Origin of the sequence: Leucobacter chromiisoli (genome assembly GCF_016522505.1) — a bacterium.
Lineage (GTDB): Bacteria > Actinomycetota > Actinomycetes > Actinomycetales > Microbacteriaceae > Leucobacter > Leucobacter chromiisoli.
In genome coordinates this window covers 395,579-418,961 of sequence record NZ_JAEHOH010000001.1, presented here as the reverse complement: position 1 = coordinate 418,961, position 23,383 = coordinate 395,579, and the positions used below count along the sequence as shown (strand labels likewise).

At 71.6% G+C, this 23,383-nt stretch carries 22 protein-coding genes and 4 tRNA genes; 6 read left to right on the top strand and 20 right to left on the bottom strand.

Features of this window, described 5'->3' with window-relative positions; genetic code table 11:
- From JD276_RS01795 to JD276_RS01780, 4 genes are all read right to left on the bottom strand, one after another.
- Window positions 1-1,044: a FecCD family ABC transporter permease gene (locus tag JD276_RS01795; protein WP_200113178.1), complete on the bottom strand. Its 1,044-nt coding sequence runs from the start codon at window positions 1,042-1,044 to the stop codon at window positions 1-3.
- On the bottom strand, window positions 1,041-2,045 hold the full coding sequence (locus JD276_RS01790) for a FecCD family ABC transporter permease (protein ID WP_307866391.1): 1,005 nt from the start codon (window positions 2,043-2,045) through the stop codon (window positions 1,041-1,043). The genes JD276_RS01795 and JD276_RS01790 overlap by 4 nt, the downstream gene beginning before the upstream one ends.
- The gene (gene fepB / locus JD276_RS01785) at window positions 2,042-3,037 is read right to left on the bottom strand and encodes a Fe2+-enterobactin ABC transporter substrate-binding protein (RefSeq protein ID WP_307866390.1); all 996 of its coding nucleotides are present in this window, start codon (window positions 3,035-3,037) and stop codon (window positions 2,042-2,044) included. The genes JD276_RS01790 and fepB overlap by 4 nt, the downstream gene beginning before the upstream one ends.
- A 61-nt stretch (window positions 3,038-3,098) precedes the next feature.
- A complete protein-coding gene (locus JD276_RS01780; RefSeq protein ID WP_200113173.1) occupies window positions 3,099-4,844 on the bottom strand; it encodes a siderophore-interacting protein in 1,746 nt (581 codons plus the stop codon).
- Window positions 4,845-5,070: 226 nt separating this feature from the next.
- On the opposite strand from JD276_RS01780, the gene JD276_RS01775 reads away from it, so the two are divergent.
- A complete protein-coding gene (locus tag JD276_RS01775; RefSeq protein WP_200113166.1) occupies window positions 5,071-6,036 on the top strand; it encodes a DUF4349 domain-containing protein in 966 nt (321 codons plus the stop codon).
- Here JD276_RS01775 and JD276_RS01770 read toward each other — a convergent pair.
- The 7 genes from JD276_RS01770 to JD276_RS01740 all read right to left on the bottom strand — a co-directional run bounded on the left by JD276_RS01770 (window position 5,937) and on the right by JD276_RS01740 (window position 12,357).
- On the bottom strand, window positions 5,937-7,433 hold the full coding sequence (locus tag JD276_RS01770) for a flavin monoamine oxidase family protein (RefSeq protein ID WP_307866388.1): 1,497 nt from the start codon (window positions 7,431-7,433) through the stop codon (window positions 5,937-5,939). The two genes, JD276_RS01775 and JD276_RS01770, sit on opposite strands and share 100 nt — an antisense overlap.
- Window positions 7,430-8,950, bottom strand: a complete 1,521-nt coding sequence (locus JD276_RS01765) for an APC family permease (protein ID WP_200113164.1) — start codon at window positions 8,948-8,950, stop codon at window positions 7,430-7,432. Before JD276_RS01765 ends, JD276_RS01770 begins: the two co-directional genes overlap by 4 nt.
- 329 nt (window positions 8,951-9,279) lie before the next feature.
- Window positions 9,280-9,352, bottom strand: a tRNA-Phe gene (locus JD276_RS01760).
- Window positions 9,353-9,414: 62 nt separating this feature from the next.
- Window positions 9,415-9,491: transfer RNA gene (locus JD276_RS01755), tRNA-Asp, on the bottom strand.
- A gap of 30 nt (window positions 9,492-9,521) precedes the next feature.
- Window positions 9,522-9,594, bottom strand: a tRNA-Glu gene (locus JD276_RS01750).
- 190 nt (window positions 9,595-9,784) lie between these two features.
- Window positions 9,785-11,521, bottom strand: a complete 1,737-nt coding sequence (locus JD276_RS01745; protein WP_200113162.1) for a hypothetical protein — start codon at window positions 11,519-11,521, stop codon at window positions 9,785-9,787.
- 551 nt (window positions 11,522-12,072) lie between these two features.
- Window positions 12,073-12,357: a hypothetical protein gene (locus JD276_RS01740; RefSeq protein ID WP_200113160.1), complete on the bottom strand. Its 285-nt coding sequence runs from the start codon at window positions 12,355-12,357 to the stop codon at window positions 12,073-12,075.
- Between the two features lie 103 nt (window positions 12,358-12,460).
- Here JD276_RS01740 and JD276_RS01735 point away from each other — a divergent pair, with 103 nt between their 5' ends.
- Together JD276_RS01735 and JD276_RS01730 are read left to right on the top strand one after the other, a co-directional pair.
- Window positions 12,461-12,889, top strand: a complete 429-nt coding sequence (locus JD276_RS01735) for a fluoride efflux transporter FluC (RefSeq protein ID WP_200113158.1) — start codon at window positions 12,461-12,463, stop codon at window positions 12,887-12,889.
- Window positions 12,886-13,314 (top strand): fluoride efflux transporter FluC, encoded by a 429-nt coding sequence (locus tag JD276_RS01730; RefSeq protein WP_307866387.1) that lies wholly within the window; start codon window positions 12,886-12,888, stop codon window positions 13,312-13,314. The genes JD276_RS01735 and JD276_RS01730 overlap by 4 nt, the downstream gene beginning before the upstream one ends.
- A 3-nt stretch (window positions 13,315-13,317) precedes the next feature.
- On the opposite strand, the gene JD276_RS01725 is transcribed toward JD276_RS01730, so the two are convergent.
- The 4 genes from JD276_RS01725 to JD276_RS01710 all read right to left on the bottom strand — a co-directional run bounded on the left by JD276_RS01725 (window position 13,318) and on the right by JD276_RS01710 (window position 16,364).
- Window positions 13,318-13,731 carry a cupin domain-containing protein gene (locus JD276_RS01725; RefSeq protein WP_233615165.1) on the bottom strand — a complete coding sequence of 138 codons (414 nt, stop codon included), beginning with the start codon at window positions 13,729-13,731 and terminating at the stop codon, window positions 13,318-13,320.
- A gap of 79 nt (window positions 13,732-13,810) precedes the next feature.
- Window positions 13,811-15,232: an NAD(P)/FAD-dependent oxidoreductase gene (locus JD276_RS01720; RefSeq protein ID WP_200113475.1), complete on the bottom strand. Its 1,422-nt coding sequence runs from the start codon at window positions 15,230-15,232 to the stop codon at window positions 13,811-13,813.
- Window positions 15,233-15,402: 170 nt separating this feature from the next.
- The gene (locus tag JD276_RS01715) at window positions 15,403-15,609 is read right to left on the bottom strand and encodes an HPP family protein (RefSeq protein ID WP_200113151.1); all 207 of its coding nucleotides are present in this window, start codon (window positions 15,607-15,609) and stop codon (window positions 15,403-15,405) included.
- Window positions 15,606-16,364 (bottom strand): CYTH domain-containing protein, encoded by a 759-nt coding sequence (locus JD276_RS01710; RefSeq protein ID WP_200113143.1) that lies wholly within the window; start codon window positions 16,362-16,364, stop codon window positions 15,606-15,608. The genes JD276_RS01715 and JD276_RS01710 overlap by 4 nt, the downstream gene beginning before the upstream one ends.
- A 95-nt stretch (window positions 16,365-16,459) precedes the next feature.
- On the opposite strand from JD276_RS01710, the gene JD276_RS01705 reads away from it, so the two are divergent.
- Both JD276_RS01705 and JD276_RS01700 read left to right on the top strand, forming a co-directional pair.
- Window positions 16,460-17,026: a hypothetical protein gene (locus JD276_RS01705; RefSeq protein ID WP_200113134.1), complete on the top strand. Its 567-nt coding sequence runs from the start codon at window positions 16,460-16,462 to the stop codon at window positions 17,024-17,026.
- 26 nt (window positions 17,027-17,052) lie between these two features.
- Complete coding sequence (locus JD276_RS01700; RefSeq protein WP_200113468.1) at window positions 17,053-17,697, top strand: alpha-ketoglutarate-dependent dioxygenase AlkB family protein; 645 nt, start codon at window positions 17,053-17,055, stop codon at window positions 17,695-17,697.
- A gap of 25 nt (window positions 17,698-17,722) precedes the next feature.
- On the opposite strand, the gene JD276_RS01695 is transcribed toward JD276_RS01700, so the two are convergent.
- From JD276_RS01695 to JD276_RS01680, 4 genes are all read right to left on the bottom strand, one after another.
- A tRNA-Arg gene (locus JD276_RS01695) sits at window positions 17,723-17,795 on the bottom strand.
- 260 nt (window positions 17,796-18,055) lie between these two features.
- Window positions 18,056-18,784, bottom strand: a complete 729-nt coding sequence (locus JD276_RS01690) for an NlpC/P60 family protein (RefSeq protein ID WP_307866386.1) — start codon at window positions 18,782-18,784, stop codon at window positions 18,056-18,058.
- A gap of 225 nt (window positions 18,785-19,009) precedes the next feature.
- A complete protein-coding gene (gdhA, locus tag JD276_RS01685; protein WP_200113132.1) occupies window positions 19,010-20,392 on the bottom strand; it encodes an NADP-specific glutamate dehydrogenase in 1,383 nt (460 codons plus the stop codon).
- A 54-nt stretch (window positions 20,393-20,446) separates the two neighbouring features.
- Window positions 20,447-21,139 (bottom strand): iron-dependent transcriptional repressor DtxR, encoded by a 693-nt coding sequence (locus tag JD276_RS01680; protein ID WP_200113123.1) that lies wholly within the window; start codon window positions 21,137-21,139, stop codon window positions 20,447-20,449.
- Between the two features lie 160 nt (window positions 21,140-21,299).
- On the opposite strand from JD276_RS01680, the gene serC reads away from it, so the two are divergent.
- Window positions 21,300-22,418 (top strand): phosphoserine transaminase, encoded by a 1,119-nt coding sequence (gene serC / locus JD276_RS01675; protein ID WP_200113121.1) that lies wholly within the window; start codon window positions 21,300-21,302, stop codon window positions 22,416-22,418.
- On the opposite strand, the gene JD276_RS01670 is transcribed toward serC, so the two are convergent.
- Window positions 22,415-23,383: a class C sortase gene (locus tag JD276_RS01670; protein WP_233615164.1), complete on the bottom strand. Its 969-nt coding sequence runs from the start codon at window positions 23,381-23,383 to the stop codon at window positions 22,415-22,417. The two genes, serC and JD276_RS01670, sit on opposite strands and share 4 nt — an antisense overlap.

Genomic DNA, 23,383 nt, shown 5'->3' with positions numbered 1-23,383 from the left:
TCAGACGCGGCGGGCGAGCAGCCAGATGAGGTACAGCCCGCCGATGATGGATGTGACGATGCCGATGGGCAGGCGCAGGCCGATCTCGATGTGCTGGGAGACGATGTCGGCCAGGGCGAGCAGGATGGCGCCCATGAGCGCGGAGAGGACCACGAGCACGCTTCCCCGCCGGGCCACCCGGACGACGATCTGCGGCGCCGCGAGCGCGACGAACGCGATCGGGCCGGCCACGGCTGTGGCGACCGCCGTGAGCAGGACCCCCACGACGAGCACGCTGAAGCGGATGCGCTCGACGGCGATCCCGAGCCCCGCGGCGACGTCGTCGCCCATCTCGATCATGCGCAGCGCTCGCACGAGCGCGAGGACGAGCGGGAGCAGCACGGCGAGGGCCGCGACGAGGCTCCACACGTGGGGCCAGCCGCGCCCGGTCAGGGAGCCCGACTGCCAGACCTGGGCGGCCGAGGCCTGCGCGACGCCCGCGCGCACGAGCAGCAGATCGGTGACCGCGGCCATGATCGCGCCGATGCCGATGCCGACGAGCACGAGGCGGATCCCGCCGGTGACGCGATCCTTCCGGGCGAGCAGGTACACCGCGAACGCCGTGACCAGGCCGCCCACCACCGCCGCGAGCGCGGTCTCGAGCACGCCCCCGCCGAAGATCGTGATCTGGGCGACGGCGCCCGTCGCGGCGCCCGACGTGAAGCCGATGATGTCGGGCGACCCGAGGGCGTTGCGGGAGAGGCTCTGGAAGACGCAGCCCGCGACGCCGAGGGCGGCGCCGACGAGCAGCGCGCAGAGGAGGCGCGGCAGGCGGCGGCCCTGCACGGTCCGCACGCTGCGCTCCTCGCCGATCCCGAACAGCGCCTGCATGACCTCGAGCGGGCCGAGGGTGACGGAGCCGAGGACGAGGCTGATCGCCCCGATCGCGAGGAGGATGATCAGGAGGACGAGGGCGAGCCCGGCGATCCTCGTGTCGATGCGCGCGCTGCAGGGGCCGATCCGCAGCGGGCGGCCGCGGACGATGGGGGGCGGAGAGGCGGTCATCCTGCGATCTTCCTCCTGCTGCGGACGAGGGCGACGAACACCGGACCGCCGATGATGGCCGCCGCGACCGCCGTCGGGATCTCACCGGGGGCGATGACCACCCGGCCGAGCACGTCGGCGACCATGAGCGTCGCCGGTCCCACCACGAGCGTCGCTGGGATGAGGAAGCGGTGGTCGGATCCCACGAGCATCCTCACGACGTGCGGTGCGACGAGGCCGATGAAGCCGATGGGGCCGGCGGCGGCCGTGGCGGCGCCGGCGAGCAGCACGACCACGAGGCCGCCGCCGCCCCGGGACAGCGGCGCCGACACGCCGAGCGAGCGCGCGCTGTCGTCGCCGAGCGCGAGCGCGTTCAGCGGGCGGGCGAGCAGCAGCGCCCCGACGGCGCCGACCGCGATGAAGGGCAGCACCGTGGCCGTCACCTCGAGGCCGCGCCCCTGCAGGGTGCCGACGGCCCAGAAGCGGAACTGGTCGTAGGCGGACTCGCGGCTCAGCAGCACGGCCGTGGTGATCGCGCTCAGGAACATGGCGATGGCGGCGCCCGCGAGCGCCATGCGGGCGGGGGTGGCGCCCGAGCGGTGGGCGGTGCCGAGCGCGTAGACGGCGACGGCCGCGAGCGCGGCCCCGAGGAAGGCGAAGCCGAGATAGCCGACGAGGTCGGTCACCCCGAAGAAGACGATGCCGACGACCACCGCGAGCGAGGCGCCGGCGTTGAGGCCGAGCAGGCCCGGCTCGGCGAGCGGGTTGCGCGTCAGCGACTGCATGACCGCCCCGGCGACCGAGAGGCCGACCCCCACGACGATGCACAGCGCGGCCCGGGGCAGGCGCGAGCTGACGACGATCAGGTGATCGTCGTCAGACGGATCGAAGCGCAGCAGCGCGTCGACGACGGCGCCCGGGGCGACCGGGTGGGAGCCCAGGCCCAGGCTCAGGACGGTCGCGACCGCGAGCACGACGAGGCTCGCGGTCGCGACCGTGACGAATCGGGTTCCGGAGCTCACTGCTGGGAGCCGAAGGCCTCCACGACCGCTTCGACCATCAGGCGCGCGCTGTAGGGGTCGATGCGGAACGAGGTGGATCCGATCGAGACGACGGTGTCGTCGGCGACCGCCTGCGCGTTCTGGAGCAGCGGGTCGCTCTTGACGCCCTCGACGCCGTCGCGCTCGATGCTCACCATGAACAGCGCGCTCATGTCGCCGAGCGCGGCCGGCAGGTTCTCGGGGGTGATGCCGAGCGCGTCGGAGCGCTGCTGCGCGACGAGCTCCTCCGCCGGCTCCTGATAGTCGAAGCCGAGCGCCTGCAGGATCTCGGCCTGCGAGCTGTTCTCGGTGAAGACCATGGAGGGGTCGGCGCCGTTGTAGGAGAGCGCCGCGACCGGCCCGTCGACGGGCGTGATCTTCTCCGCCTCGCCGGCGACCCACTCGTCGAACTCGGCCAGCGCCTCCTCGGCCTCGGCCTCGCGGCCGGTGGCCTCGCCCAGCTGGCCCATGATCTCCCGCCAGTCGTGCGTGCCGTAGTCGATCATCACGGTCGGGGCGATCTCGCTCAGCTGGTCGTACGCCTCGAGCGTGGTGTCGGCGCCGATGGTCGAGCCGATGATGAGGTCGGGTTCGGCCAGCTCGATCGCCTCGAGGTCGAGCTCGAGATCCGGGTACAGGGTCTCGACGCCGCGCTCCTCGGCGACCTCGGCCCACTGCAGGAAGAAGCCGTTGTCGTCGGTCAGCGGAGTGACGCCGGCGGCGGCCGTGGCGGTGAGCGGGGCGTCGATCGCGAGGAGCGACCCCGTGAGGGTGACGCTCGTCGAGACCACGGTGAGGGGCTCCTCGGGGATGTCCGTCTCGCCGGCGTCGTGAGCGATCGTCCGCGGCCAGCCGCCCTCCGAGCCGCTCGCCGCGGCGTCGTCGGTGTCGGAGGCGGGGGCCGACGAGCAGCCGGTCAATGCCACGAGGGCCACGACCGCCGCGGCGGTCAGCGTGCGAAGCGAAGTCTTCACGAGAGTCCTTTCAGAAGGGTTAGGCAAGCCAACCCTTACATACATCTGATGATCTCGCAAATCACCGGTTCGCAGGATGGATCGGCTCGAACACCGTCGCCTCGACGCCCCACCCGAGCGGTACGGAGCGCTCGAGCCTCCATCCGCTCTCGCGGCCGAGAGCGGCGAGCGCTTCCGAGCTCCGCATGCCCGCCCCGTTCACGGCCAGCGCCAGAGCATGGGCCTCGTGCGCGTGCGGGTCCAGGGAATCCGGCCGCGCGGGATCCACGACCACGAGCCCTCCGGCCCGCGCCCGCAGCGAGGCGAGGAGATCCCGGGCCTCCGCGTCGGTGCGATGCTTCAGCGCCAGGGCGAGCACGACGACGTCGACGTCCGCGCCGTCATCGCTCGACGCGTGCTCCGTCAGTCCGGCGAGCACGCCGGCCTGCACGCCGTCGCCTCCCACGGCGAGCTCGGCCGCGAGACCGGCCTCGCGTGCGAGGTCCGCGATCTCCGCCGCGCCGGGGCCGAGCAGCAGGGCGCGGCGCACCCCTTCCCAGATCGAGTCGCGGAACAGCGCGAGCGCGAAGAAGCGCAGCATGGCGGCCTCCTCGCACTGCTCCTCGAACAGCGCCGCATCGGACCGCAGCCGATCGGCGAAGGTCTCCCCGTGCGCGCGCTCCCACGCCGTGCCGCCGGCGGCGAGCGCCTCCGGGAGCGCCGCGAGGGCGTGGGCGATGTCGCCGTCGTGCCCGTCGAATTCCTCGCGGCCATGATCGGAGGCGAGCAGCGCCTCGCCCGCGGGCCCGAGGGCGAGCGCGCCGCCCTCCTCCGCCACCGAGACCATCCCGTGGTGCACGAGCACCGGCAGCATCGCCGCGAGCGCGGCGGCGGCGATCCCGCACCGCTCCGCCAGCTCTCGCGCCAGGGCCCCGGGACGGTCCGCGAGCTCGTCGAGCACACCGCCGCCGACCGCCGCTCGCACCGTGAGCCAGGCCACCGGCGACGGGACCTCCGGGTGGGCCGGCGCCAGCTCGTCGTCGGCGTGCCAGTAACCGGTGACGCACATGCGGTTCTTCGGGATCCGCCGCTCGCGCCCCAGGTACCGCCGCAGCGGCAGAAGCGTCCGGCTCTCTCCCGAGGCCCAGACGAAGCCCTCGCCCGCCTCGGGAAGCGCGGCCCGCACGGCTCTCTCCAACGCGGCGCGGTCGGTGGGCGCGGCGACGACCCACTCGACGGTGTCATCGGGCCGGGTCGAGAGCTCCTGACGGGAGGTCGGATCGCTGATCGTCACCACGATGCGCGCCGGAGCGTCGAGAGGGCGCTCGTCGAGGAAGCGGCCGATCGCCGGCAACGCGGTCTCGTCGCCGATCAGGGCGACCCAGTCCGGTCGATCGGGCAAGACGATCGACGACTTGGGCCCCACGATCCACAGGTCGTCGCCCGGGCGGGCCTCGCGCGCCCAGTTCGACGCCGGCCCGTCCCCGTGCAGCACGAAGTCGAGATCGACCTCGCCCGCGGCGAGATCCACCCGCCTGGGCGTGTAGTCGCGGGAGATGCGCGCGGGGGCGTCCCGCCACTCGATGCCCTCTGCGAGCTGCACGGGCAGCGCGCGCTCGAGCTCGTCGGGCGCGGCGAAGATCGCCTTGACGTGGTCGTCGAAGCCGGGCGCGTGGAACGGGCCGAGGCTGAGACCGTCGCGCTCGAACGCGAACAGCTGCGGCCCGCCGAGCGTGACGCGGCGCATCCGCGGCGTCACGTCTCGCACGCGGATCACCTCGAGGCGTCGCAGTACGAGCGGGTGGGTCACGAAATCTCGGTGCGCCATAGCAACTTTCTCATCATCTGATTAAGGTTAGGTAAACCTTAACGACTGCCGCCGAACTCGCGCAACGAGGCACGGCGAGGGTGGACAGGTCCCACCGGCCGAACGGGCTCCTCGGAGCGACCATGGACTCAGGCCCTCGAACCTGTCCCGTAACGATCCCGCTACAGCCGACCGGGGAGCAGGATCCGGGCCGCCGTTCATCAGCCGCCGCGCCTATGGTGTGAGCATGAACCGCCGCACGACGCCCCTGCTGCTCGCAGCGCTGCTGCTCCTCGCCCCGCTGTCGGCGTGCTCGCCCAGCGGCTCCGTCGACCGCGGCGCCCCCACCCTGGATGCGGGCCCGCCGTCCGCCGCGCAGGACGGCGCGGTCCCCGGGGAGGCCTCGGAGGCTCAGGCGGGCGACGAGGGCGCTCAGCGCTCCGTGATCCGCACCGGCGACATCTCGATCGAGGTCTCCGATCCCGAGGGCGCCGCCGACGAGGTGACCGAGATCGCCGCCGATCTCGGCGGCTCGGTGGAGTCCCTCACCGTGCGCGGCTCGAGCGGCGACTCTCCGGCCGGCGCCGCCCTCGTCGTGCGCGTGCCGGCCGATCGGCTCGACGAGGCGTTCGACGCGCTCGACGGCGTCGGGACGGTGCTCTCCCAGAGCCGCTCCGCGGCCGACGTGACCACCGAGCACGTCGACCTGCAGGCCCGGGTCGAGGCGCTGGCCGAGTCCGTCGACCGCCTCACCGAGCTGATGGCGGGCGCCGCGTCGACGGGCGAGCTCCTCGAAGCGGAGGCCGCGCTGTCGCAGCGGCAGCAGGAGCTCGACGGGCTCCGCGCCCAACTGGAGTCGCTGGAGGGGCAGATCGACGAGGCGACGGTCTCGGTCGACCTCCGCACCCGGAGCGCGCTGCCGGGCGGCGGGCCGGAGAACTTCTGGGAGGGGCTGGTCGCCGGGGTCGACTCGCTCGCCGCGGCCGGAGCGGGAGCGCTCGTCGCACTCGGCATCCTGCTCCCGTGGCTCGTGCTCGCCGCGGCCGTCGCGCTGGTCGCGCTCCTCGTGGTCCGCGCCGTGCGCCGCAGGCGCCGGAGGCGACCGGGCAGCGGTCAGACCCCGGCGGCGCCGCCCGACCGGCCGACCTCGTCGGCGCCGCCGACCTCGCCGACTCCGCCGACCTCGCCGACTCCGCCGAGCAGCGCCGAGTAGGGCACCTCGCACCCGAGGATGCGCTCGGCGGCCCGGTGCCCCGAGAGGAGGGCGGCGGTGACGGTCGCCGGATCCTCGGTCCAGGTCGCCTCGCCCGCCAGGTGCAGCACCCCCGCCACCGGAGTGGCGATGAGGTCGTGGTCCTCCGGGCGGGATCCAAGCATCATATAGGCGTAGGCGCCGCGGGCGTACGGGTCGTCCTGCCAGTGCGTGATCCGGACGTCCACGGGATCGGGGATCCCGTGGCCGTAGATGCCGCGCAAGCCGTCCATCACCGAGGCCACGACCCGCGCCTCGGGCCAGTCGCGGATCTGCTCGGCGCAGGCGCCGGCCGCGAAGGCTAGCAGCGCGGGCTCCCCGTGCAGGGCGGTGAGGTCGTACCAGGAGTGCCACCACTCCGCCTCGGGTCCCTGGCGCCGGATCGCGTAGACCCCCTCGGGCCAGAATCGCTCGGGGAAGCGCAGGAACACCTTCTCGAAGGCGTTCATCTCGAGGCGTCCGACGGCGCCGGCGACCGGCTCGGGCAGCGGAGGATCGAACTCGATCGACCCCGCGCGCAGCACGCCGATCGGCACGGTCACGATCGCGTGAGCCGCGGCGAGCTCGACCTCCGTCTCCGATCCCCGCGCCCGTCGCAGGGCGGAGACCACGACTCCGTCGACCGTCCAGCGCACGCTCGTGACCTCGTGCTCGAGTCTCACGTCGAGCCCCGCTGCGAGGCGATCCACGAGCCGCCCGTACCCCTCCGGGAACACGACCTCGTCGCCCTCGATCGCGTCGTCGTCGAGGCCGTGCGCGTCGAGGAGCGTCGCATCGGCGCCGTACTGCTCCTCGGAGCGATGGTGGAGGAACTCGGTGACGCGCTCCGCGCGATCCGAGTCCCAGCCGTGCTCGGAGGCGACGTCCGCCACCGCGGCGCCCGCGACCTCCGCGTAGGAGCTGCCCGGCTCGGCGCCGGCGATGACCTCGGCGAGGCGCGCGTCCACCGCCGCCACGTCGGCGACGAAGCCGCCGACCTCCTCGTCGCTCAGGCGCTCGCCGCCCGGCCCGTAGTAGGCGATGGGCCTGCCGCCGGCCTGGTAGCTGCCGACGGTGAACTCGACCGTCGGCATGCCGAGCCGGCTCACCGTCTCGAAGAGCGTGCTGTTCTCGACCCCGTGGATCCAGGACGCCCCGAGGTCGGTGACCCGCTCCCCCGCCCGCTCGGTGTGGACGCGGCCGCCCGCGCGATCCCGCGCCTCGAGCACCGCGACGCGTCGACCGGCGCCCGCGAGGAGTCGCGCCGCCGCGAGGCCGGAGACGCCCGCGCCCACCACCAGCGCATCGAACCGTTCCGCCTCGGGGCCTCCCCGGGTCGAGGACGGGCTGGCACCGCCCGCCGAAGACGCGGCGGTCACTCGTCCGGCACCAGGATCGGGGTGTCCCGGTTGAGGCTCTCGCGGCGGAAGAACGGCCGCGAGTTCGGCCGGAGCCACCAGATGCCCATCAGCACGAATCCGAAGAGGATCGCGCCGACGCCGATCACGAAGGCGCCGCCCACGCCGAGCAGCACGGTCTCGCTGTAGTCGGTGCTCCACATGTCGATCGCCGACTGCACGCAGGCGTAGGCCAGCAGCAGCCCGCCGAGGGCGGGGAGGATCCCGCGCATCCACAGGTTGCGGGCGTTCTCGCGCAGGGTGTCGCGGAAGTACCAGACGCAGGCGAAGGAGGTGATCGCGTAGTAGACGGCGACGGCGAGGCCCATCGAGGTGAGGGAGTCGGCGAGCATGTCCTCGGAGAGGATCGACATGCCCACGTAGTAGACGATCGCGGCGACGCCCATGACGGTCGTGGAGAACCACGGGGTCTTGAACTTCGGGTGCAGCTCGGCAAACTTCGCGGGCAGGGCCCGGTACACCGCCATGGAGAGGGTGCCGCGGGCGGTCGGCAGGATCGTCGTCTGGGTCGAGGACGCCGCCGAGAGCATCACGCCGAGCAGCAGGAACCAGCCCCACGGGCCGAAGAGCACGCCGCCGAGCACCGAGAACACGTCGTCGAGGTTCTCGGGGTTGGTGAGGCCGTAGCCCGTCTCGCCGAAGCCCGCGAACATCATGACGGCGACCGAGACGCCCACGTAGAGGATGATGAGCACCACGATGCTCGAGAGCGCCGCCCGGCCGGGGGTCTTGCGGGGGTTCTTCGTCTCCTCGTTGAGCGCCAGGCACGTGTCCCAGCCCCAGTAGATGAAGAGCGCCAGCAGCACGCCCTCCATGAACCCCGACCACGAGGTGAGCTCGGCGGGATTGAACCAGCTCCAGTCGAAGGCCACCGAGTCGGGGTTGGATCCGTTCAGCGCGTTCACGAGGGCCAGGCCGCCGAACAGCGCCATGGCGACGATCTGGATCGTCATGAGCACCATCTGCAGCCGCTCGCCGATCTGCACGCCGACGGTGCTGACGAAGGTCATGATGGCCATGAACACCACCGAGGTCGCGACGACGATCACCCTGTCGTCGGCGAACTCCTCGTTGCCGAGCAGCAGCCAGAAGTACTGGCCGGTGATCTCGCCGACGTTGGCGAGCACCATGATCGCCGAGACGGCGACCGCCCAGCCGCCGATCCAGCCGGTCACCGGCCCGAAGGCCTTCGCGCCCCAGACGAAGGTGGTGCCGCAGTCGGGCATCTCCCGGTTGAGCTCCTGGTAGGCGAAGGCCGCGAAGATCATCGGGATGCAGGCCACCACGAACACGAGGGGCGCCTGCGCGCCCACCGCGATGATCACGTAGCCGAGCGTCGCGGCGAGGGAGTAGAGCGGCGCGGTCGACGCGAGACCGATGACGGTCGACCCCACGACCCCGAGGGCGCCCTCGCTGAGGCCCTTGCCGACGTGGATGTGACCGGTGTCGGTGGCGTTGTCCAGGGTCTTCTTCGTCATGAAGACATCCTTATCGTCATATTCGTGATGGGCCTCGCGCTCTTCGCCGAGGCATGGAGCGCGAGGCCATACTACTCCTGGAGCAGGCTCCCGAGTGGACTCGAAGCGCAGGCGGTTCGCGCCTCCGTTCTTCGGCCCGGAGCATCCTCGACCGCACGACTTTCAGTCGCCCGAACACCGAGAGGCCCGCCGCTCCCATGCCGATCAGCAACCAGCCGACGACGAGGGAGGATCTTCCGCCACGGTTCGTCCCGACGCCGCGCAAACAAAAGAACCCCCGCGATGTAGAAGCTACGCGGGGGTTCAGTAACGGTGTAATAGCCGCTACGTGGCTCCGACGGGCGTCGATCCCGTGACCTCACGATTTTCAGTCGTGCGCTCTACCAACTGAGCTACAGAGCCAGGCACTCACCAATGGCAGGTGCCAGAGACGAAGAAACCCTTCCGAGGAAGGGTTCTTCATCTGGCGACCCTGACGGGACTTGAACCCGCGACCTCCGCCGTGACAGGGCGGCGCGCTAACCAACTGCGCCACAGGGCCATGGTGTATTCAATTGTATTCGGTGTTCAGTGACCCCAACGGGATTCGAACCCGTGCTGCCGCCGTGAAAGGGCGGTGTCCTAGGCCGCTAAACGATGGGGCCGAAGCACTTTCGCGCTTGCTACCGAGATGTAAGCTTACGGCCACTTCGGCCTCCAGCGCAAATCGGGCCGCGCGAACCGAGCATCCCTGGCGTGTCGCGACTCACCGCCTCGAATTCCGGGCGAAAAGCGTCCGGGCCGCCGCTAGGGGAGGAGCGACGACCCGGACCGGGCATATGAGTGAAATAGGGGTTACTTCATGCGCCCGCTCCCCTCCCTGCGCCGGAAGGTGGAGATGAAGAGCGCAGCACCGGCTGTCGCCGCCAGGAGGGCGATCGCGGTCCACGACGCGAGGTCGTCGGATCCGGTCACGGCCAGTTGCGCGCTCGGTTGAGGGGCGGCCTGCACCACGGGGTGCTGAGCCGGGGGAACCTGGACCACCGGCGTCACGGGCGGCTCGACCGGAGGCTCGACGGGGGGCTCAGGGCAGGGATCCACCGTGAACTCCGTCATCGCCATCGCTCCCCCGGGTCCGCTGACCCGAGCCATGTAGTCGCCCGCTCCGCTCACCGGGATCAGCACCGTCTGCTCGGCCGCCTCGGCGACGAACACCGCGGACGATCCCGGATCGTCGGCCTGCATGACCTCGACGGTGTACTCCGACCCGGGAACGAGGGAGCCGAGGTGCACCGCGACCTCACCGGGCAGCTCGCCCCCCGCGACCGTGCACTGCTCGACATCGACCGTGATCGTCGGCGTGACGACCGGCGGCGGCACCTCGCAGCCGTTCCGGAAGATGATCTGCCCCTCCTCGTCCCAGTTCTGGCCGGGGAAGTGCTTCACCTCATCTCCGTCCTGGTAGTCGAACGGCGGAATGATGTCTCGCCCGTCCTGGTGCCCGGCGCCGACGTGCCCGTTCAGCACGCCCTGCACGCTCGGCTCGATGAACACGTACGGGTTCTGATCCGAGCCCGTCGCGTGGCAGATACCCACCTTCTGCTCGGGCTCGGGATCCGGGCACGGGTTCACGGTGAAGCTCTGCGACGCCGACGTCCCGTCAGCCGCCTGTACCGTCACGGTGTACGCCCCGGCCCCGCTCAGCGACAACGTCACCGTGCGCTCCGTGGGTCCGGCCGGGAGCATCTCCCCCGCGGGAGCCCCGCCGTCCTTGGTCAGGGTGACCGAGTAGTCCATGCCCGCAGCGAGCGAACCGAGGTGGATCGCCACCTTGTCGGGAAGGTCCCCGCCGGCGACCGTGCACTGATCGACATCGATGGCGATGGTCGGCGTCGGCGTCTCGGGCTTCGGCACCTCGCAGCCGTTGGTGAAGATGGCCTGGCCCTCGGCGTCCCAGTTCTGGCCCGGGAAGTGCTTCGTCACTCCGTCATCGACGTAGTCGAAGGGCGGGATGATGTCGCGACCGTCCTGATGAGAGGCTCCGGCGTGGCCGCTGACGTTGCCGTTGGCATTCGGGGTGTTGACCACCCACTTGCCGTCGGCGCCCGTCGCGTGGCAGATCGTCACCTTGTTGTGCGGGTTGTTGTCGCCGCCCTGCTTCGCCTCGGGCTCCTCCGCCGGCGCCTGCTCGCCGGCCTGGCCGGGATCTGTCGCCTCGGGTGCCTCGACGACGGGCTCGGCCTGCGCGGTCGGCTCCGCGACGGGCGGCGCGGGAGGTTCGGGCGCCGGTGGGGCGGGAGGCTCGGGCGCCGGTGGCTCGGGCGCGGGCGGTGCCGGGGGTTCCGGAACCGGTGGGGCCGGTGGCTCGGGCGCAGGCGACGCCGGGGGCTCGGGCGGGGCGGGCGGCTCCGGTGCGGGATCCTGCGCCGGCGCCGGCGCCTCGGTCGCCGCGGCGACATCGTCCGCAGCGTACGCCGCGAGCGGCACCGGTCCGAGGACCAGCGCCGTCGTGGCGATCAGAGCGGCTGCGAACCTGCCGCCCCACGCTCGACGCGGCACACCGTTGTGCGCGCGTCGAAATGGTGTGTTCATGATCTTTCCATCCGATTCGACGAGCGCGACCCGTCGGTCTTCGGACGACGGCTCGCGCAGTTGCTGAGCGGCCGAAGCCCGGCTCGCTCCACTTCAGACGGAGAGCGAGAGGCCTTTCGAGCAGCGTCGCCGGCTGCGCGCGGGGCGGGGGATCCCCCTCCCCTGCGCGACGAGCGCTCGCTGTTCGACACGACGTTCCCCTTCTTCCGTCGGCCTCACCGCGAGCGGAAACCGCTCAGCCGGTCGGCCTAGCGTCAGGGTAGGAATCGAGGGGGCGCCGACACATCGGTAGGAACTACGTATTCGAGCACGGGATCACGGAGGGCAGCCCCAGGGCGGGCTCGTCGGCTCGCAGGCGCGGAGACGCGCGGAGTGCGCGGAATGCGCGGAGGCGCGCATGATGACACGAACGACAAGACGAACGAGAAGAGAGATGCTTCGAGAGGAGCGGAAAGGAGACGTCAGCCGGAACAGGCAGGAAGCCTCAGAGCCGGAAGGGGCGAGACGAGGAGCCGACCGCGTGCGCCCGAGCCGCGCGGTCTCGACCGCGGTCAGGCGCCGATCGCGCGCTGCAGTCTGGTGAGCGAGATGTCCTCGTGCAGCATGACGCCCTGGCTGGTGCGCTGCTCGAAGGTGAAGCCGATCCGCCCCTGGCGGAGAATGCCGATCAGGTAGGGCTCCCGAGCGTTCCACAGGATCCAGGTCGGCTGGCCGAACGTGTTGTTTCCGAGGAAGGTCACCTCGATGTCGCGATCGCCGAATCGCTGGACGGTCGGCACCATGCGCTGGGTCGAGAGCACTACGCCGCCATTCTGTGACTGCTGCATCTCATTCATACCTCCGATCCTAGCCTCCAGCCGGCCCGGTGCGGTATCTTGCCGCGCGGTTTCCCTCCGCCGCATCGGCCGGCCGCCGGCGCGCGAGTTCTATGCTGGAGGCATGCATCCCGCCCGCAAGGTCCTCCTCGTGTTCGCGGGAGGCGCCGCGGGAGCGCTGCTGCGCGTGCTCCTGCTCGCGATACCCGCCGCGCACGGTCCGGCGCTCGAGGCCGCGGCACTCGCGGCGGTCAACGTGCTCGGCTCGCTCGCCCTCGGCACCCTGCTCGGCGCCGTGACCGCCGCGACGCCCCGCGCCGACGCCGTGCGGGCGGGCCTCGGCACCGGTGTGCTCGGCGGGTTCACCAGCTACAGCGCGCTCGTGCTGCTGATGCTGCCGGCGGGCGGGGCCTCGTCGCTCGGCGCCGTGCTCGGGTTCCTGAGCCTCGTCGCCGGCATCGCAGCCGCGTTCGCCGGGCTGCGGCTCGGGGAACGCGGCGCGGCGCGGCGCTCGCGGCCCCGCGGCGATCGGCCGAGGAGGTCCGGAGCGTGACCTCGGATCTCTTCGCGCCGCTCCCCCTGCTGCTCGTCGCCGTGGCCGGAGGCGTCGGGGCCGTACTCCGCTACGGTCTGGACCGCGCCGTGCAGCGCGGCCTGCCGGGGCGGCCGCTCGGGATCCTCCTCGTCAACGTGCTGGCCGGCTTCGGGATCGGGCTGCTCGCCGGGCTCGCACTCGCGGGGGCTGCGGCCGGCGCGGATGCGGCGGTCGTCACCACGCCGCTCCCCGCTCCCCTCGGGCCGGTCCTCGCCTCCGGTCTGCTCGGCGGCTTCTCCACCTTCAGCACGGTCGCCGTCGACAGCGCCAAGCTCTGGCGCGCGAAGCAGTGGGGGTGGTTCGCGGTCAACACCGTCGGCATGCTGGCCTGCTCGGCGGCCGCGTGCCTCGGCGGCCGGGCGCTCGGTGCCGCCCTGCTCTGACGGCTACTCGGCGGCGGGCTCGCTCTCGGCGGCCCCGCTCTCGGCGGGCTCGACCGTCTCGACCGCCGAGAGGTACACCTTGCGGATGTGGTCCGGCACGGTCCACCGGGTCCGGGTGCCCGCGACGAGGCGCATGACGTCCCCCGCCTTCACCTCGACGGTGTGGTGCGCGTCGAGCAGCTCGATCTTCGCGCCGCCCGAGATCACGACGAAGAGCTCGTCGACCTCGGTGTCGGTGACCGCTCCACCGCGCAGCTCCCAGATGCCGGCTTCGCACCCGGCGATCCCGCCCAGCTCGATGACCCCCTGACGCGGATGCCCCGAGACCACGTCTGCGGCGGGCACGGGTTCGAGCGAGACGATCGCCCCACGACCGTGCACCACTGCGTTGGACCCTTCGGGCAGCATTTCAGTCATCGTGTATCCATTCTCGGAGGGAGGTGATGCGGGTGGAGCGTGGCGACGGTGCGCGAGGCCGCGTCGGGCCTGCGCCGGTTCAGGAGTCGAAGCCCAGGCCGAGGGCGTCGAGGGTCTTGAGCAGCACGTTCCGCCTGCCCCGGTTGTGGTCGGCGCGATCCAGCGACCAGCGGGTGAGGTTGATCCCGACGGAGGCGGCGGGCTCGGGCGGGAAGGGCAGCGGCACCTGCTTCACCATCTCGAGCTCGGTGCGCTCGGTGACGCGCCCCTCGAGCCGGTCGACGATCACGTCGGCGGCGAAGTGGGTGGCGCCGACGCCGAGACCGGTGAAGCCGGCCACGTACTGCACGCGCCCGCCGTGGGCCTGCCCGAAGAACGCGCAGAAGCGGGTGCTCGTGTCGATGACCCCGGCCCAGCGATGGGTGAACTTGAGCCCCTCGAGCTGCGGGAAGGTGGTGAAGAAGTGGCTCGCGAGCCTGCGGTGGCTCTCCATGCGATCCTCGTACTCGTGGCGGATCCTGCCGCCGGCGAAGTACACGGCGTCGTAGCCACCCCACAGGATGCGGTTGTCCTTCGTCAGTCGCGAGTAGTGGAACTGGTTCGCCATGTCGGCGAGCCCCTCGCGCCCCTTCCAGCCGATCGACTCGAGCTGCTCGTCGCTCAGCGGCTCCGTCATGAGCACGTAGTCGTACACGGGCACGGTGTGGAAGGCGTAGCGCTTGAGCAGCGAGGGGAACACGTTGGTGCACAGCGCCACCCGCTCGGCGGTCACGAGGCCGCCGGTCGTGCTGAGCTCGATCGGGGCGTCCGCCGCTCCCTCGAGGTTCAGCACACGACTCTCCTCGTGGATCTCGACGCCGATCTCGCTCGCGTAGCGTGCGAGCTCGGCCGCGAGCTTGGCCGGGTGGATGTTCGCGTTCTCGCGCGGCGAGAAGTCCCCGCCGAGGAACGTGGGCGAGTCGATCCGCTCGCGCACCTGCTCGGCGTCGAGGGTCTCGACCTCGGGATCGTCGCCCTCGCCGAGCCACTCCACCTGGTGCGGAGCGTTCGCGACCGACAGCTGGCCGGTGCGCTCCCAGTCGACGTCGAGTCCGTGCTGCTCGATGAAGCGCTCGATGGCGTCGAGATTCTCGTAGCCGAGGCGCCGCAGCGTGCCGATCTCGTCGGGCCAGCGGGATTCGGCGTTCGGCTCCCCGTGGGTGATGCTCGCCTCGCAGAAGCCGCCGTTGCGGCCGGATGCGGCCCAGCCCACGCGCTTCGCCTCGAGCAGGATCACCCGGCGCTCGGGATGCTCCGTCTTCAGCTTGATCGCGGTCCAGAGACCCGCGAAGCCGCCGCCCACGACCGCGTCGTCGACCCGGCGATCACCCTCGAGGGCGGGATACCGCGCAGCGCTCCCGGCGATGTCGTCGATCCAGAAGCACGCCAGCCGGGTATCGGCGAGGGAGTCGTCGATGACCTTCGCGGCGGGCGGGTTCGTTTCGAAAATGGTGGGTTCCATGAAGTCCTCGTCCTTGATGAGCTCTCCCACGATCCTCCCATATCGTGGGCCGCTTCGCATCCCGCCTTCGTTGCGGGATCACTGCACCCCGAGGGCGATGTCGTGCGGAATCGAGCGCATTCCCACCGAAGAACAACGAAATCCGTCGACCTGCGGTCTGCGCGGCGAGCTCAGGCCTTTGGCGGCTTCATGATGGCCCCGGTCGCGAGGCCCAGTGCGAGGCCGGCGGGCAGCCAGTACCAGAACTCGGTCAGCGCGCTGATCAGAACGCCCATGATCGCGCCCATCACGAGACCGAGGATGATCTGCTTGCGCCGGGCCTTCGGGTCCGGGGCATCCTCGTCGCGCCGCCCTCGCGGATCCTCCTGCTTGCTCATGCCGACAGCCTATCGAGGACGCGCAGCTCGGCGGCGCGAGACCGGGCGACGGGCTCCTCGCGTGCGGCGAGACGATCGGCGAGGTCCATCACCCCGAGCGCGGCGAGCTCCGCCGCACCGGCGCCCCGCGCGAGTGCGAGATCGATCAGGCGCCCGCTCGCCCGGGCGATCTTCGCCGAGCTGAGCGACGGGCGCGCGCCGGCCGCGAGCAGCAACGGCTCGAGGCGATCCAGCACCGCGGCGTCGGCGCCCGGCAGCAGCTCGGCCTCCCACTCGCGCCAGGCGCGACGCACGCCGCAGAGGTGGTCGGTGGCGAGCACGACGTCGTCCGCGATCTCGACGGACTCGACCCCGCTCTCGTCGCTCAGCACCACCGCGGTGCGCACCGTCCGCAGCGATGCGAGCGGCCCGATCCGGTCCACGGCGTCGCCGACCCGATCCCGCAGCTCGGCCCGGAGCCCCTCGGGCATCTCGTCGGCCGGGGGCCACTGCAGCTCTGCGACGCCCTCGGCGCCGCGCTCCTTGAGGTGCCAGCCGGCGTCCTTCCCCCCGTGCCGGGATCGCACCGCGAGCCGAGCCCGGCCCAGGTCCCCCTCGGCGGTGTCGAGGTAGTCGGCGGCGAGCTCGAAGGTCTCCGGCTCGCTCGCCCGCATGCCGAGGCGCTCGAAGGCCTCGGCCCCGGGCAGCGCCGCGTCTCCCGGGGCCTCGTACTTGCGCTCGACCTCGAAGGTCGCCGTTGCTCCGCGATCGCTCACAGACCCAGCTTACGGGGCGGCACGGGGCGACGCACGGCATCGTGATGGGCGGCATTGCGACGGGCGGCACGGGCCGCCGCCGGTACACTGGCCGGGTGGCAGCGCAAGAGCTCTCGGATCGCGCCGCGGAGGCGTGCCGCACGGCCGTCGCCTCGCTGAGCGGGGCGGGAATCGCCCCGGAGGCCCTCGCCGAGTACGTGCCCGGGCGCCGGGGTCTGCTACGCCGACGCCCCGCCACGATGCGGCCCCGCGGTGAGGTCTGGCGGGTCGCCCCGCTGCTGCTCGGCGCCGACGGTGCGCTCTATGCGGCCGGGCGCGCCACCCGCTCCGCGGAACGAGGCCGGCCGGGGTACCAGTCGGTGTCGCGCGAAGAGCGCCGCGAGATCGCGGCTGCGGCGCTGCGCGGCGGCTACCCCGTCGGGGCCGCCGTCAACTTCGACGCCGTCCTGCTGCTGCCGGGGGCGGGCGCCGCCGAGCCCGCGGACCTCGATGCGGCGATCGCCGTGCTGGGCGAGGAGAGCCCGATCGGGGTCGTCGGCGCCGAACTCCGCGTGCGGTGGCGAGCCGGCGCTCCGCTCGAGGGGGCGCCGAGTCTCGAGGAGTTCCTCCGCGACCGGGTGGCCCTGCTCGTCGAGCGCGGCGGCGAGGGAGCCGCTTCGTGAGCGACGCCCTCTTCGGCGACGAGCTGATGCCGCGCCCCGACCCCGGGCTGCCGGAGGGCGCCCACTACGTCGCGCGCTGGCTGACCCTCGAGCAGCAGCGCTGGATCGTCGGCCGTTTCCACGAGTGGACGCGCGGCCCGGTACCGATCCGGGCCGCGAAGGTGCGCGGCACCGAGATGAGCGTCAGGACGGTGTGCCTCGGCTGGCACTGGCGCCCGTACCGCTACACGCGCGAGGCCGTCGACGTGAACGGGAACCGGGTGCTGCCGTTTCCCGACTGGATGGTCCGCCTCGGCCGGAGCGCGCTCGTCGCCGCCACGGGGGATCCGCGCGCCGGTGACGGCTACACCCCGGACACGGCGCTCGTGAACTACTACGACGACGCGGCCCGCATGGGCATGCACCAGGACCGGGACGAGCGCTCCGCCGCGCCCGTCGTCTCGCTGTCGATCGGGAACACCTGCCGCTTCCGCTTCGGCAACACCGAGCACCGCAACCGCCCGTACCGGGATCTCGACCTCGCCTCAGGCGACCTGTTCGTCTTCGGCGGCGCCTCCCGGTTCGCGTACCACGGGGTTCCCAGGGTCTACCCCGGCACCGCCCCCGAGGGCTGCGGGCTGCAGACCGGTCGCATCAACATCACGATGCGGGAGACCGGCCTCGAGGGCTGAACGCCGTCTCGCTCCCGGAATATCGTGCCCTGGAGAGGAATCGAACCTCCGACACCTTCTTTAGGAGAGAAGTGCTCTATCCACTGAGCTACCAAGGCGCGGGCGCGTTCCCCGAGGATCGCGCCACCCGACCAGCCTAGCAGGAAGCGCGCGGAGCCCGCTCCGGCGCGAGCCTCGCCCGCGCCGGCCTGCCCGCGATCGGCGACTCGCCCCGCGAACGGCTGACGTGATGCGGGTGGACGTCCGATTCACCCCGGAACAGGCATCCGTCCCGCGGAAACAGCGGGCACCGGACACGCCGAGGGCCCGCCTCGCGAACGAGACGGGCCCTCGGGTGGTTCAGGCAGATGCGGAGCGCTTAGAAGCGGACCACGGCGGACGGAGCGCCCGCGCTGGTGGTCACGCCGGCGACCACCGTCTGGTTGCCGTTCCAGCCGCCGTGCACGGCCTGGCCGTTGCCGATGTAGACGGCCACGTGCTGGCCGGGCCAGATCAGGATGTCGCCGACGGCGTAGGAGCCGGCCGACACCTGCACGCCGCCGAGAGCGGTGTACTCGCCGACCTGGGTGCCGAGGTCGCCCGCCGGCACGCCGATGGCGCGCAGCGACTTCTCGACGAGGGCCGTGCAATCCTGGACCACGCCGAGCTGGGCGAGGGCCGCGTTGGCGATGCCCTGGCCGCCGGAGCCGGCGGGGATGTCGTTGCCGCTGGGGGCCTCGCCGGCCGGCTGGGCGGCGGTGTCGGCCTGCTGCGCGGCGCGCTCACGCTCCTCTGCGGCCTTCGCCTCGGCCTCGGCCTTCTTGCGGGCCTCCTCCGCGGCGGTCCACTCCTCGCTGACTGCGGCACTGGGGCCCTCGAGCGCGAGCGGGGCCGCCTCGATGTCAGCAGTCGTGAGGTTCTGCGCCGGCGTGTAGTCGGGCTGACCCTCGACCTCGGGGGTCGCGTACGCGGGGAGGGCGAAGGTTCCCACCAGGCCGGCGCTCAGGACGGCCGCGCCGACCATCTGGACGAGGCGCTTGGTCTTCGAGGGAGCTGCGGGCGAAGCGTCGGCTGTAACCGCTACTGCGGTGCCAGGAGTCTGAGTCACGTGTAAATCTGCCTTACGTTTTCGTTCTTCGTGTGCGAGGAACGGCCCGTCTGGACCTAAAACCTCCACCAGCGTAACCGAAGATTACGGAATTGTCACGCTGAGGTCACAAATGGGTCGCGAGTCGCAAAGATCGGCGGAAAGTCAACGCTCTTCGGGCTCTTCATCGCTCGATGTCAAGAGAAGATTGAACCTTTGGGAGCCCCGCCCGAGCCTCTCGCGGGCCTAGATCACGCCCTGCTCGAGCATGGCCTGCGCGACGGTCACGAACGCGGCCGAGTTCGCGCCGAGCACGTAGTCGCCGGGGCGCCCGTACCGCTCCGAGGCCTCGTAGGCGGCGTCATGGACGTCGCGCATGATCCGGTGCAGCCGCAGCTCGCTCGTGTCGAAGTCCCAGCGATCCCGCGCGGCGTTCTGGCTCATCTCGAGCGCAGAGGTCGCAACGCCGCCGGCGTTCGCCGCCTTGCCGGGCGCGAAGAGCACGCCGGCCTGCTGGAAGAGCTCGACGGCCTCGGGGGTGGTCGGCATGTTGGCGCCCTCGGCCACGGCGCGGACGCCGTTCGCGATGAGTGTGCGGGCCGCGGCCTCAGGCAGTTCGTTCTGCGTGGCGCAGGGGAACGCGAGCTCGCCGGGCGCGTCCCAGACGCTGCCCTCCGCGACGAAGCGCGCACCCGGGCGCCGCTCCGCGTACTCCGAGATGCGCCCGCGCTCGGTCTCCTTGATCTGCTTCAGCAGAGCCACGTCGATGCCCGCCTCGTCGACGACGTAGCCCGAGGAGTCGGATGCGGTGATCGCCCGGCCGCCGAGCTGCGCGACCTTCTCGATGGCGTAGATCGCGACGTTGCCCGATCCGGAGACGACCGCGCGGCGGCCCTCGATGCCCTCGCCCGCGCGGGCCAGCATCTCCTGCGCGAAGAACACGGCGCCGTAGCCGGTCGCCTCCGTGCGCACCTCGGCGCCGCCCCAGCCCTTGCCCTTGCCCGTGAGCACGCCGGACTCGTGCTGCTGGGTGAGCTTGCGGTACTGGCCGAAGAGGTAGCCGATCTCGCGGGCGCCCACGCCGATGTCACCGGCCGGCACGTCCGTGTGCTCGCCGATGTGGTGCGCGAGCTCGGTCATGAAGCTCTGGCAGAACCGCATGACCTCGGCGTCGCTCTTGCCGCGCGGATCGAAGTCGGAGCCGCCCTTGCCGCCGCCGATCCGCTGCCGGGTGAGCGCGTTCTTGAAGATCTGCTCGAAGCCGAGGAACTTGATGACCGAGAGGTTCACGCTGGGGTGGAACCGCAGGCCACCCTTGTAGGGCCCGAGCGCCGAGTTGAACTGCACGCGGAAGCCGCGGTTGACCTGCACCCCGTTGCTGTCGTCGAGCCACGGCACGCGGAAGATGATCTGCCGCTCGGGCTCCACCATCCGCTCGAGGACCCCGCCCTCCACGAACTCGGGATGCTCGGCGAGCACCGGGGTGAGCGTGTCGAGCACCTCGTGCACCGCCTGCAGGAACTCGATCTCGCCGGGGCTGCGCTGCTCGACGGTCTCGGCGACCGCCCGGATATACGCTTCGGGGGTGGGGTTGCTCAACGGTGACTCCTCAGAACTATCAAACTCCATCGTGCGCGCCCGCGGCAGGCGCGGACGGTGACATCGCTGCTCTCAGCGGAACAGCTACAAAGAAACAAAAATATGCGACGCGACCTCAATGGGCAGGTCGACCGCCTCTTCGATTCCCGTGACCTTGACGCGGACGAACCCGCCGTTCCGCGAGAATGCTGCGGTGTTGCCGGGGACGATCCCGGATTCCGCGAGCTGGCGCAGGAGCTCGGGATCCACCTGCGCCGATTCGGCAAGACGCCGGATGCGCGCGGTGAGGGTGTCGCCGCCGTCATCCAGCAGGGTGTCGAGGCCCACGACACCTGACTGGAACGATCCGGCCTGGGCCGAACCGAGTTCATCGAGCCCCGGAATGGGATTGCCGTACGGCGACTCGGTGGGGTGGTCGAGGATGTCGAGCAGCTTCCGCTCGACGCGCTCGCTCATCACGTGCTCCCAGCGGCAGGCCTCGTCGTGGACGTACTCCCACTCCAGGCCGATGACGTCGGCGAGCAGGCGCTCGGCGAGACGGTGCTTGCGCATCACGTGCACGGCCTTGCTGCGGCCGTCCTCGGTGAACTCGAGGCGCCGATCGTCGGTGACGACGACGAGGCCGTCGCGCTCCATGCGCCCGACGGTCTGGGACACCGTGGGGCCGGAGTGGCCGAGCCGCTCCGAGATGCGCGCGCGCAGCGGGACGATGCCCTCTTCCTCGAGCTCGAGGATCGTGCGGAGATACATCTCCGTCGTATCGATCAGATCCGTCATCGCCGCCTCTCAGCCGTCTGTGCCGTGCTCCAGCTTATCGCGATCCCGGAGCGGTCGTCGCGCGGGCCGTGGCCGGACCCCGGATCCGTACGCCGCCGACGGCGGATCAGCGCGGGGCCGCCGACGGATCCGGCTCGACGCGCGGATAGAATCGGTATCCATGGCCGACATCACCATCCCAGAGAACCTCCTGCCCGCCGACGGTCGTTTCGGATGCGGCCCCTCGAAAGTCCGCAGCGAGCAGCTCGAGTTCCTGAGCTCTCTGCAGCCGGGCGTGCTCGGCACCTCGCATCGGCAGGCGCCGGTGAAGAACCTCGTCGGCAGCGTCCGCGCGGGGCTCTCGGAGCTCTTCCGCGCACCGGAGGGCTACGAGATCCTGCTCGCGAACGGCGGGGCGACGACGTTCTGGGATTCAGCGGTGCACTCGCTGATCGAGCGCCGCAGCCAGCACCTCACCTTCGGGGAGTTCGGCGCGAAGTTCGCGAAGGCCGCCTCCGCCGCCCCCTTCCTCGAGGACCCCGACGTGCGCGCCGCGGAGCCGGGTTCGCGCTCGACCGCGGAGGCGGTCGCCGGCGTCGACGTCTACGCCTACCCGCACAACGAGACCTCCACCGGTGTCATGGCGCCCGTGCGGCGGATCCGCGGCGACGAGGGCGCGCTGACCGTCGTCGACGCGACGAGCGGCGCGGGCGGCATCGACTTCGACGCGAACGAGGTCGACGTCTACTACTTCTCGCCCCAGAAGAACTTCGCCTCGGACGGGGGCCTGTGGTTCGCGCTCGTCTCCCCCGCCGCGATCGAGCGCATCGAGCGCGTGGCCTCCTCGGGCAGGTACATCCCGGAGACGCTGAACCTCGCGGGCGCGATCGAGAACTCGCGCAAGGATCAGACCCTCAACACCCCCGCACTCGCGACGCTCGCGCTCATGGACGAGCAGGTGCGGTGGATCAACGCGCGGGGGGGTCTCTCCTGGGCCGCCGCCCGCACCGCGGAGTCGTCGGGCGTGCTCTACGACTGGGCCGAGGCGACGCCGGTCGCCACGCCGTTCGTGTCGGATCCGGACCACCGTTCCCAGGTCGTCGTCACGATCGACTTCGACGACTCGGTCGATGCGTCGGCGATCTCGAAGGCGCTGCGCGCGAACGGCGTCGTGGACACCGAGCCCTACCGCAAGCTCGGCCGCAACCAGCTGCGCGTCGCGACCTTCACGGCCATCGACCCCGACGACGTGCGGGCGCTCACCGCGTCGATCGACTACGTGCTCGAGCGCCTGAGCTAGGGCCTCCCGACCCACTCGACGGTCGGGGCGGGGTCGCTCGATTCCTCGGGATCGACGGCCGGCGTCGTGCGCCTCACGGCCGACCGACCCATCCACCAGACGTACGCGGCGAGCAGCACGACCGCCGCGGCGAGACCCACGGCCCACCACGGGAAGCCCGGGATCTCCGGCGACCTGCCCGCGTTCTCGATGTCGGCGATGGGGGTCGGGGTGACCCGCTCCCCCGTCACCAGGATGCGGTGGCTGTTGACGCCGAGCGGGGTGCAGGTGACGAGCGTCACGAGGTCGCGGCCGTACTCGGGTGTGAGGGCCTCGGTCTCATCGGGGTCGACGACCCTGGTGTCGACGACGCGGTAGGTGAGCACCTCGCCGAAGACCTCGATCGTGAAGGTGTCGCCCTCCTCGACCCGGTCGAGGCGGGTGAACAGGTCGGCGCTCGGCAGGCCGCGGTGGGCGGTGAGCACCGAGTGCCGGCTCTCGCCTCCGACGGGCAGCGCCGTGCCCTCGAGGTGCCCCACGCCCTTCGCGAGCGTCGCGTCGTCGGTGCCGTGGTAGATCGGCAGGTCCGCCTCGATGGCCGGGATCTTGAGCCGTCCCATGATCCCCGTGTCGGTGGCGTTGAGCAGCGAAGAGTAGTCGAACTCCGAGGGCGCGCCGCCGTCGCTGCTCGGCACATTCGCGCCCGCCGCGACGAGCGCGCCGCCCGTGAGCGCGTCGTTGTAGGCGCGCGCCCGCTCGATCTCGCCCTCGAGCCTGCTGTCGGGGCCCGCGGCGACGATCTCGTCGACGTCCTCGATGAGGCGCGACTGGTTGTACTGCGAGAACCAGCTGGCGGTGCTCGGGTAGAGCATCACCAGCACGCCGAGGAACGCGACGAGCCCGATCCCGAAAGAGCCCCACGGCATGCGCCAGCGGCTCCGGCGCACCACGGGGGTGGGCGCCGGAACCGCTGACGTGGTGGTCAT

Bases quoted from the DNA above. Each gene is read 5' to 3' on its own strand.
- JD276_RS01795 (WP_200113178.1), bottom strand. From the start codon at position 1,044: ATGACCGCCTCTCCGCCCCCCATCGTCCGCGGCCGCCCGCTGCGGATC.
- JD276_RS01780 (WP_200113173.1), bottom strand. From the start codon at position 4,844: ATGGCGCACCGAGATTTCGTGACCCACCCGCTCGTACTGCGACGCCTC.
- JD276_RS01775 (WP_200113166.1), top strand. From the start codon at position 5,071: ATGAACCGCCGCACGACGCCCCTGCTGCTCGCAGCGCTGCTGCTCCTC.
- JD276_RS01765 (WP_200113164.1), bottom strand. From the start codon at position 8,950: ATGACGAAGAAGACCCTGGACAACGCCACCGACACCGGTCACATCCAC.
- JD276_RS01745 (WP_200113162.1), bottom strand. From the start codon at position 11,521: ATGAACACACCATTTCGACGCGCGCACAACGGTGTGCCGCGTCGAGCG.
- JD276_RS01740 (WP_200113160.1), bottom strand. From the start codon at position 12,357: ATGAATGAGATGCAGCAGTCACAGAATGGCGGCGTAGTGCTCTCGACC.
- JD276_RS01735 (WP_200113158.1), top strand. From the start codon at position 12,461: ATGCATCCCGCCCGCAAGGTCCTCCTCGTGTTCGCGGGAGGCGCCGCG.
- JD276_RS01725 (WP_233615165.1), bottom strand. From the start codon at position 13,731: ATGACTGAAATGCTGCCCGAAGGGTCCAACGCAGTGGTGCACGGTCGT.
- JD276_RS01720 (WP_200113475.1), bottom strand. From the start codon at position 15,232: ATGGAACCCACCATTTTCGAAACGAACCCGCCCGCCGCGAAGGTCATC.
- JD276_RS01715 (WP_200113151.1), bottom strand. From the start codon at position 15,609: ATGAGCAAGCAGGAGGATCCGCGAGGGCGGCGCGACGAGGATGCCCCG.
- JD276_RS01700 (WP_200113468.1), top strand. From the start codon at position 17,053: ATGCCGCGCCCCGACCCCGGGCTGCCGGAGGGCGCCCACTACGTCGCG.
- gdhA (WP_200113132.1), bottom strand. From the start codon at position 20,392: ATGGAGTTTGATAGTTCTGAGGAGTCACCGTTGAGCAACCCCACCCCC.
- JD276_RS01680 (WP_200113123.1), bottom strand. From the start codon at position 21,139: ATGACGGATCTGATCGATACGACGGAGATGTATCTCCGCACGATCCTC.
- serC (WP_200113121.1), top strand. From the start codon at position 21,300: ATGGCCGACATCACCATCCCAGAGAACCTCCTGCCCGCCGACGGTCGT.
- JD276_RS01670 (WP_233615164.1), bottom strand. From the start codon at position 23,383: ATGACCACCACGTCAGCGGTTCCGGCGCCCACCCCCGTGGTGCGCCGG.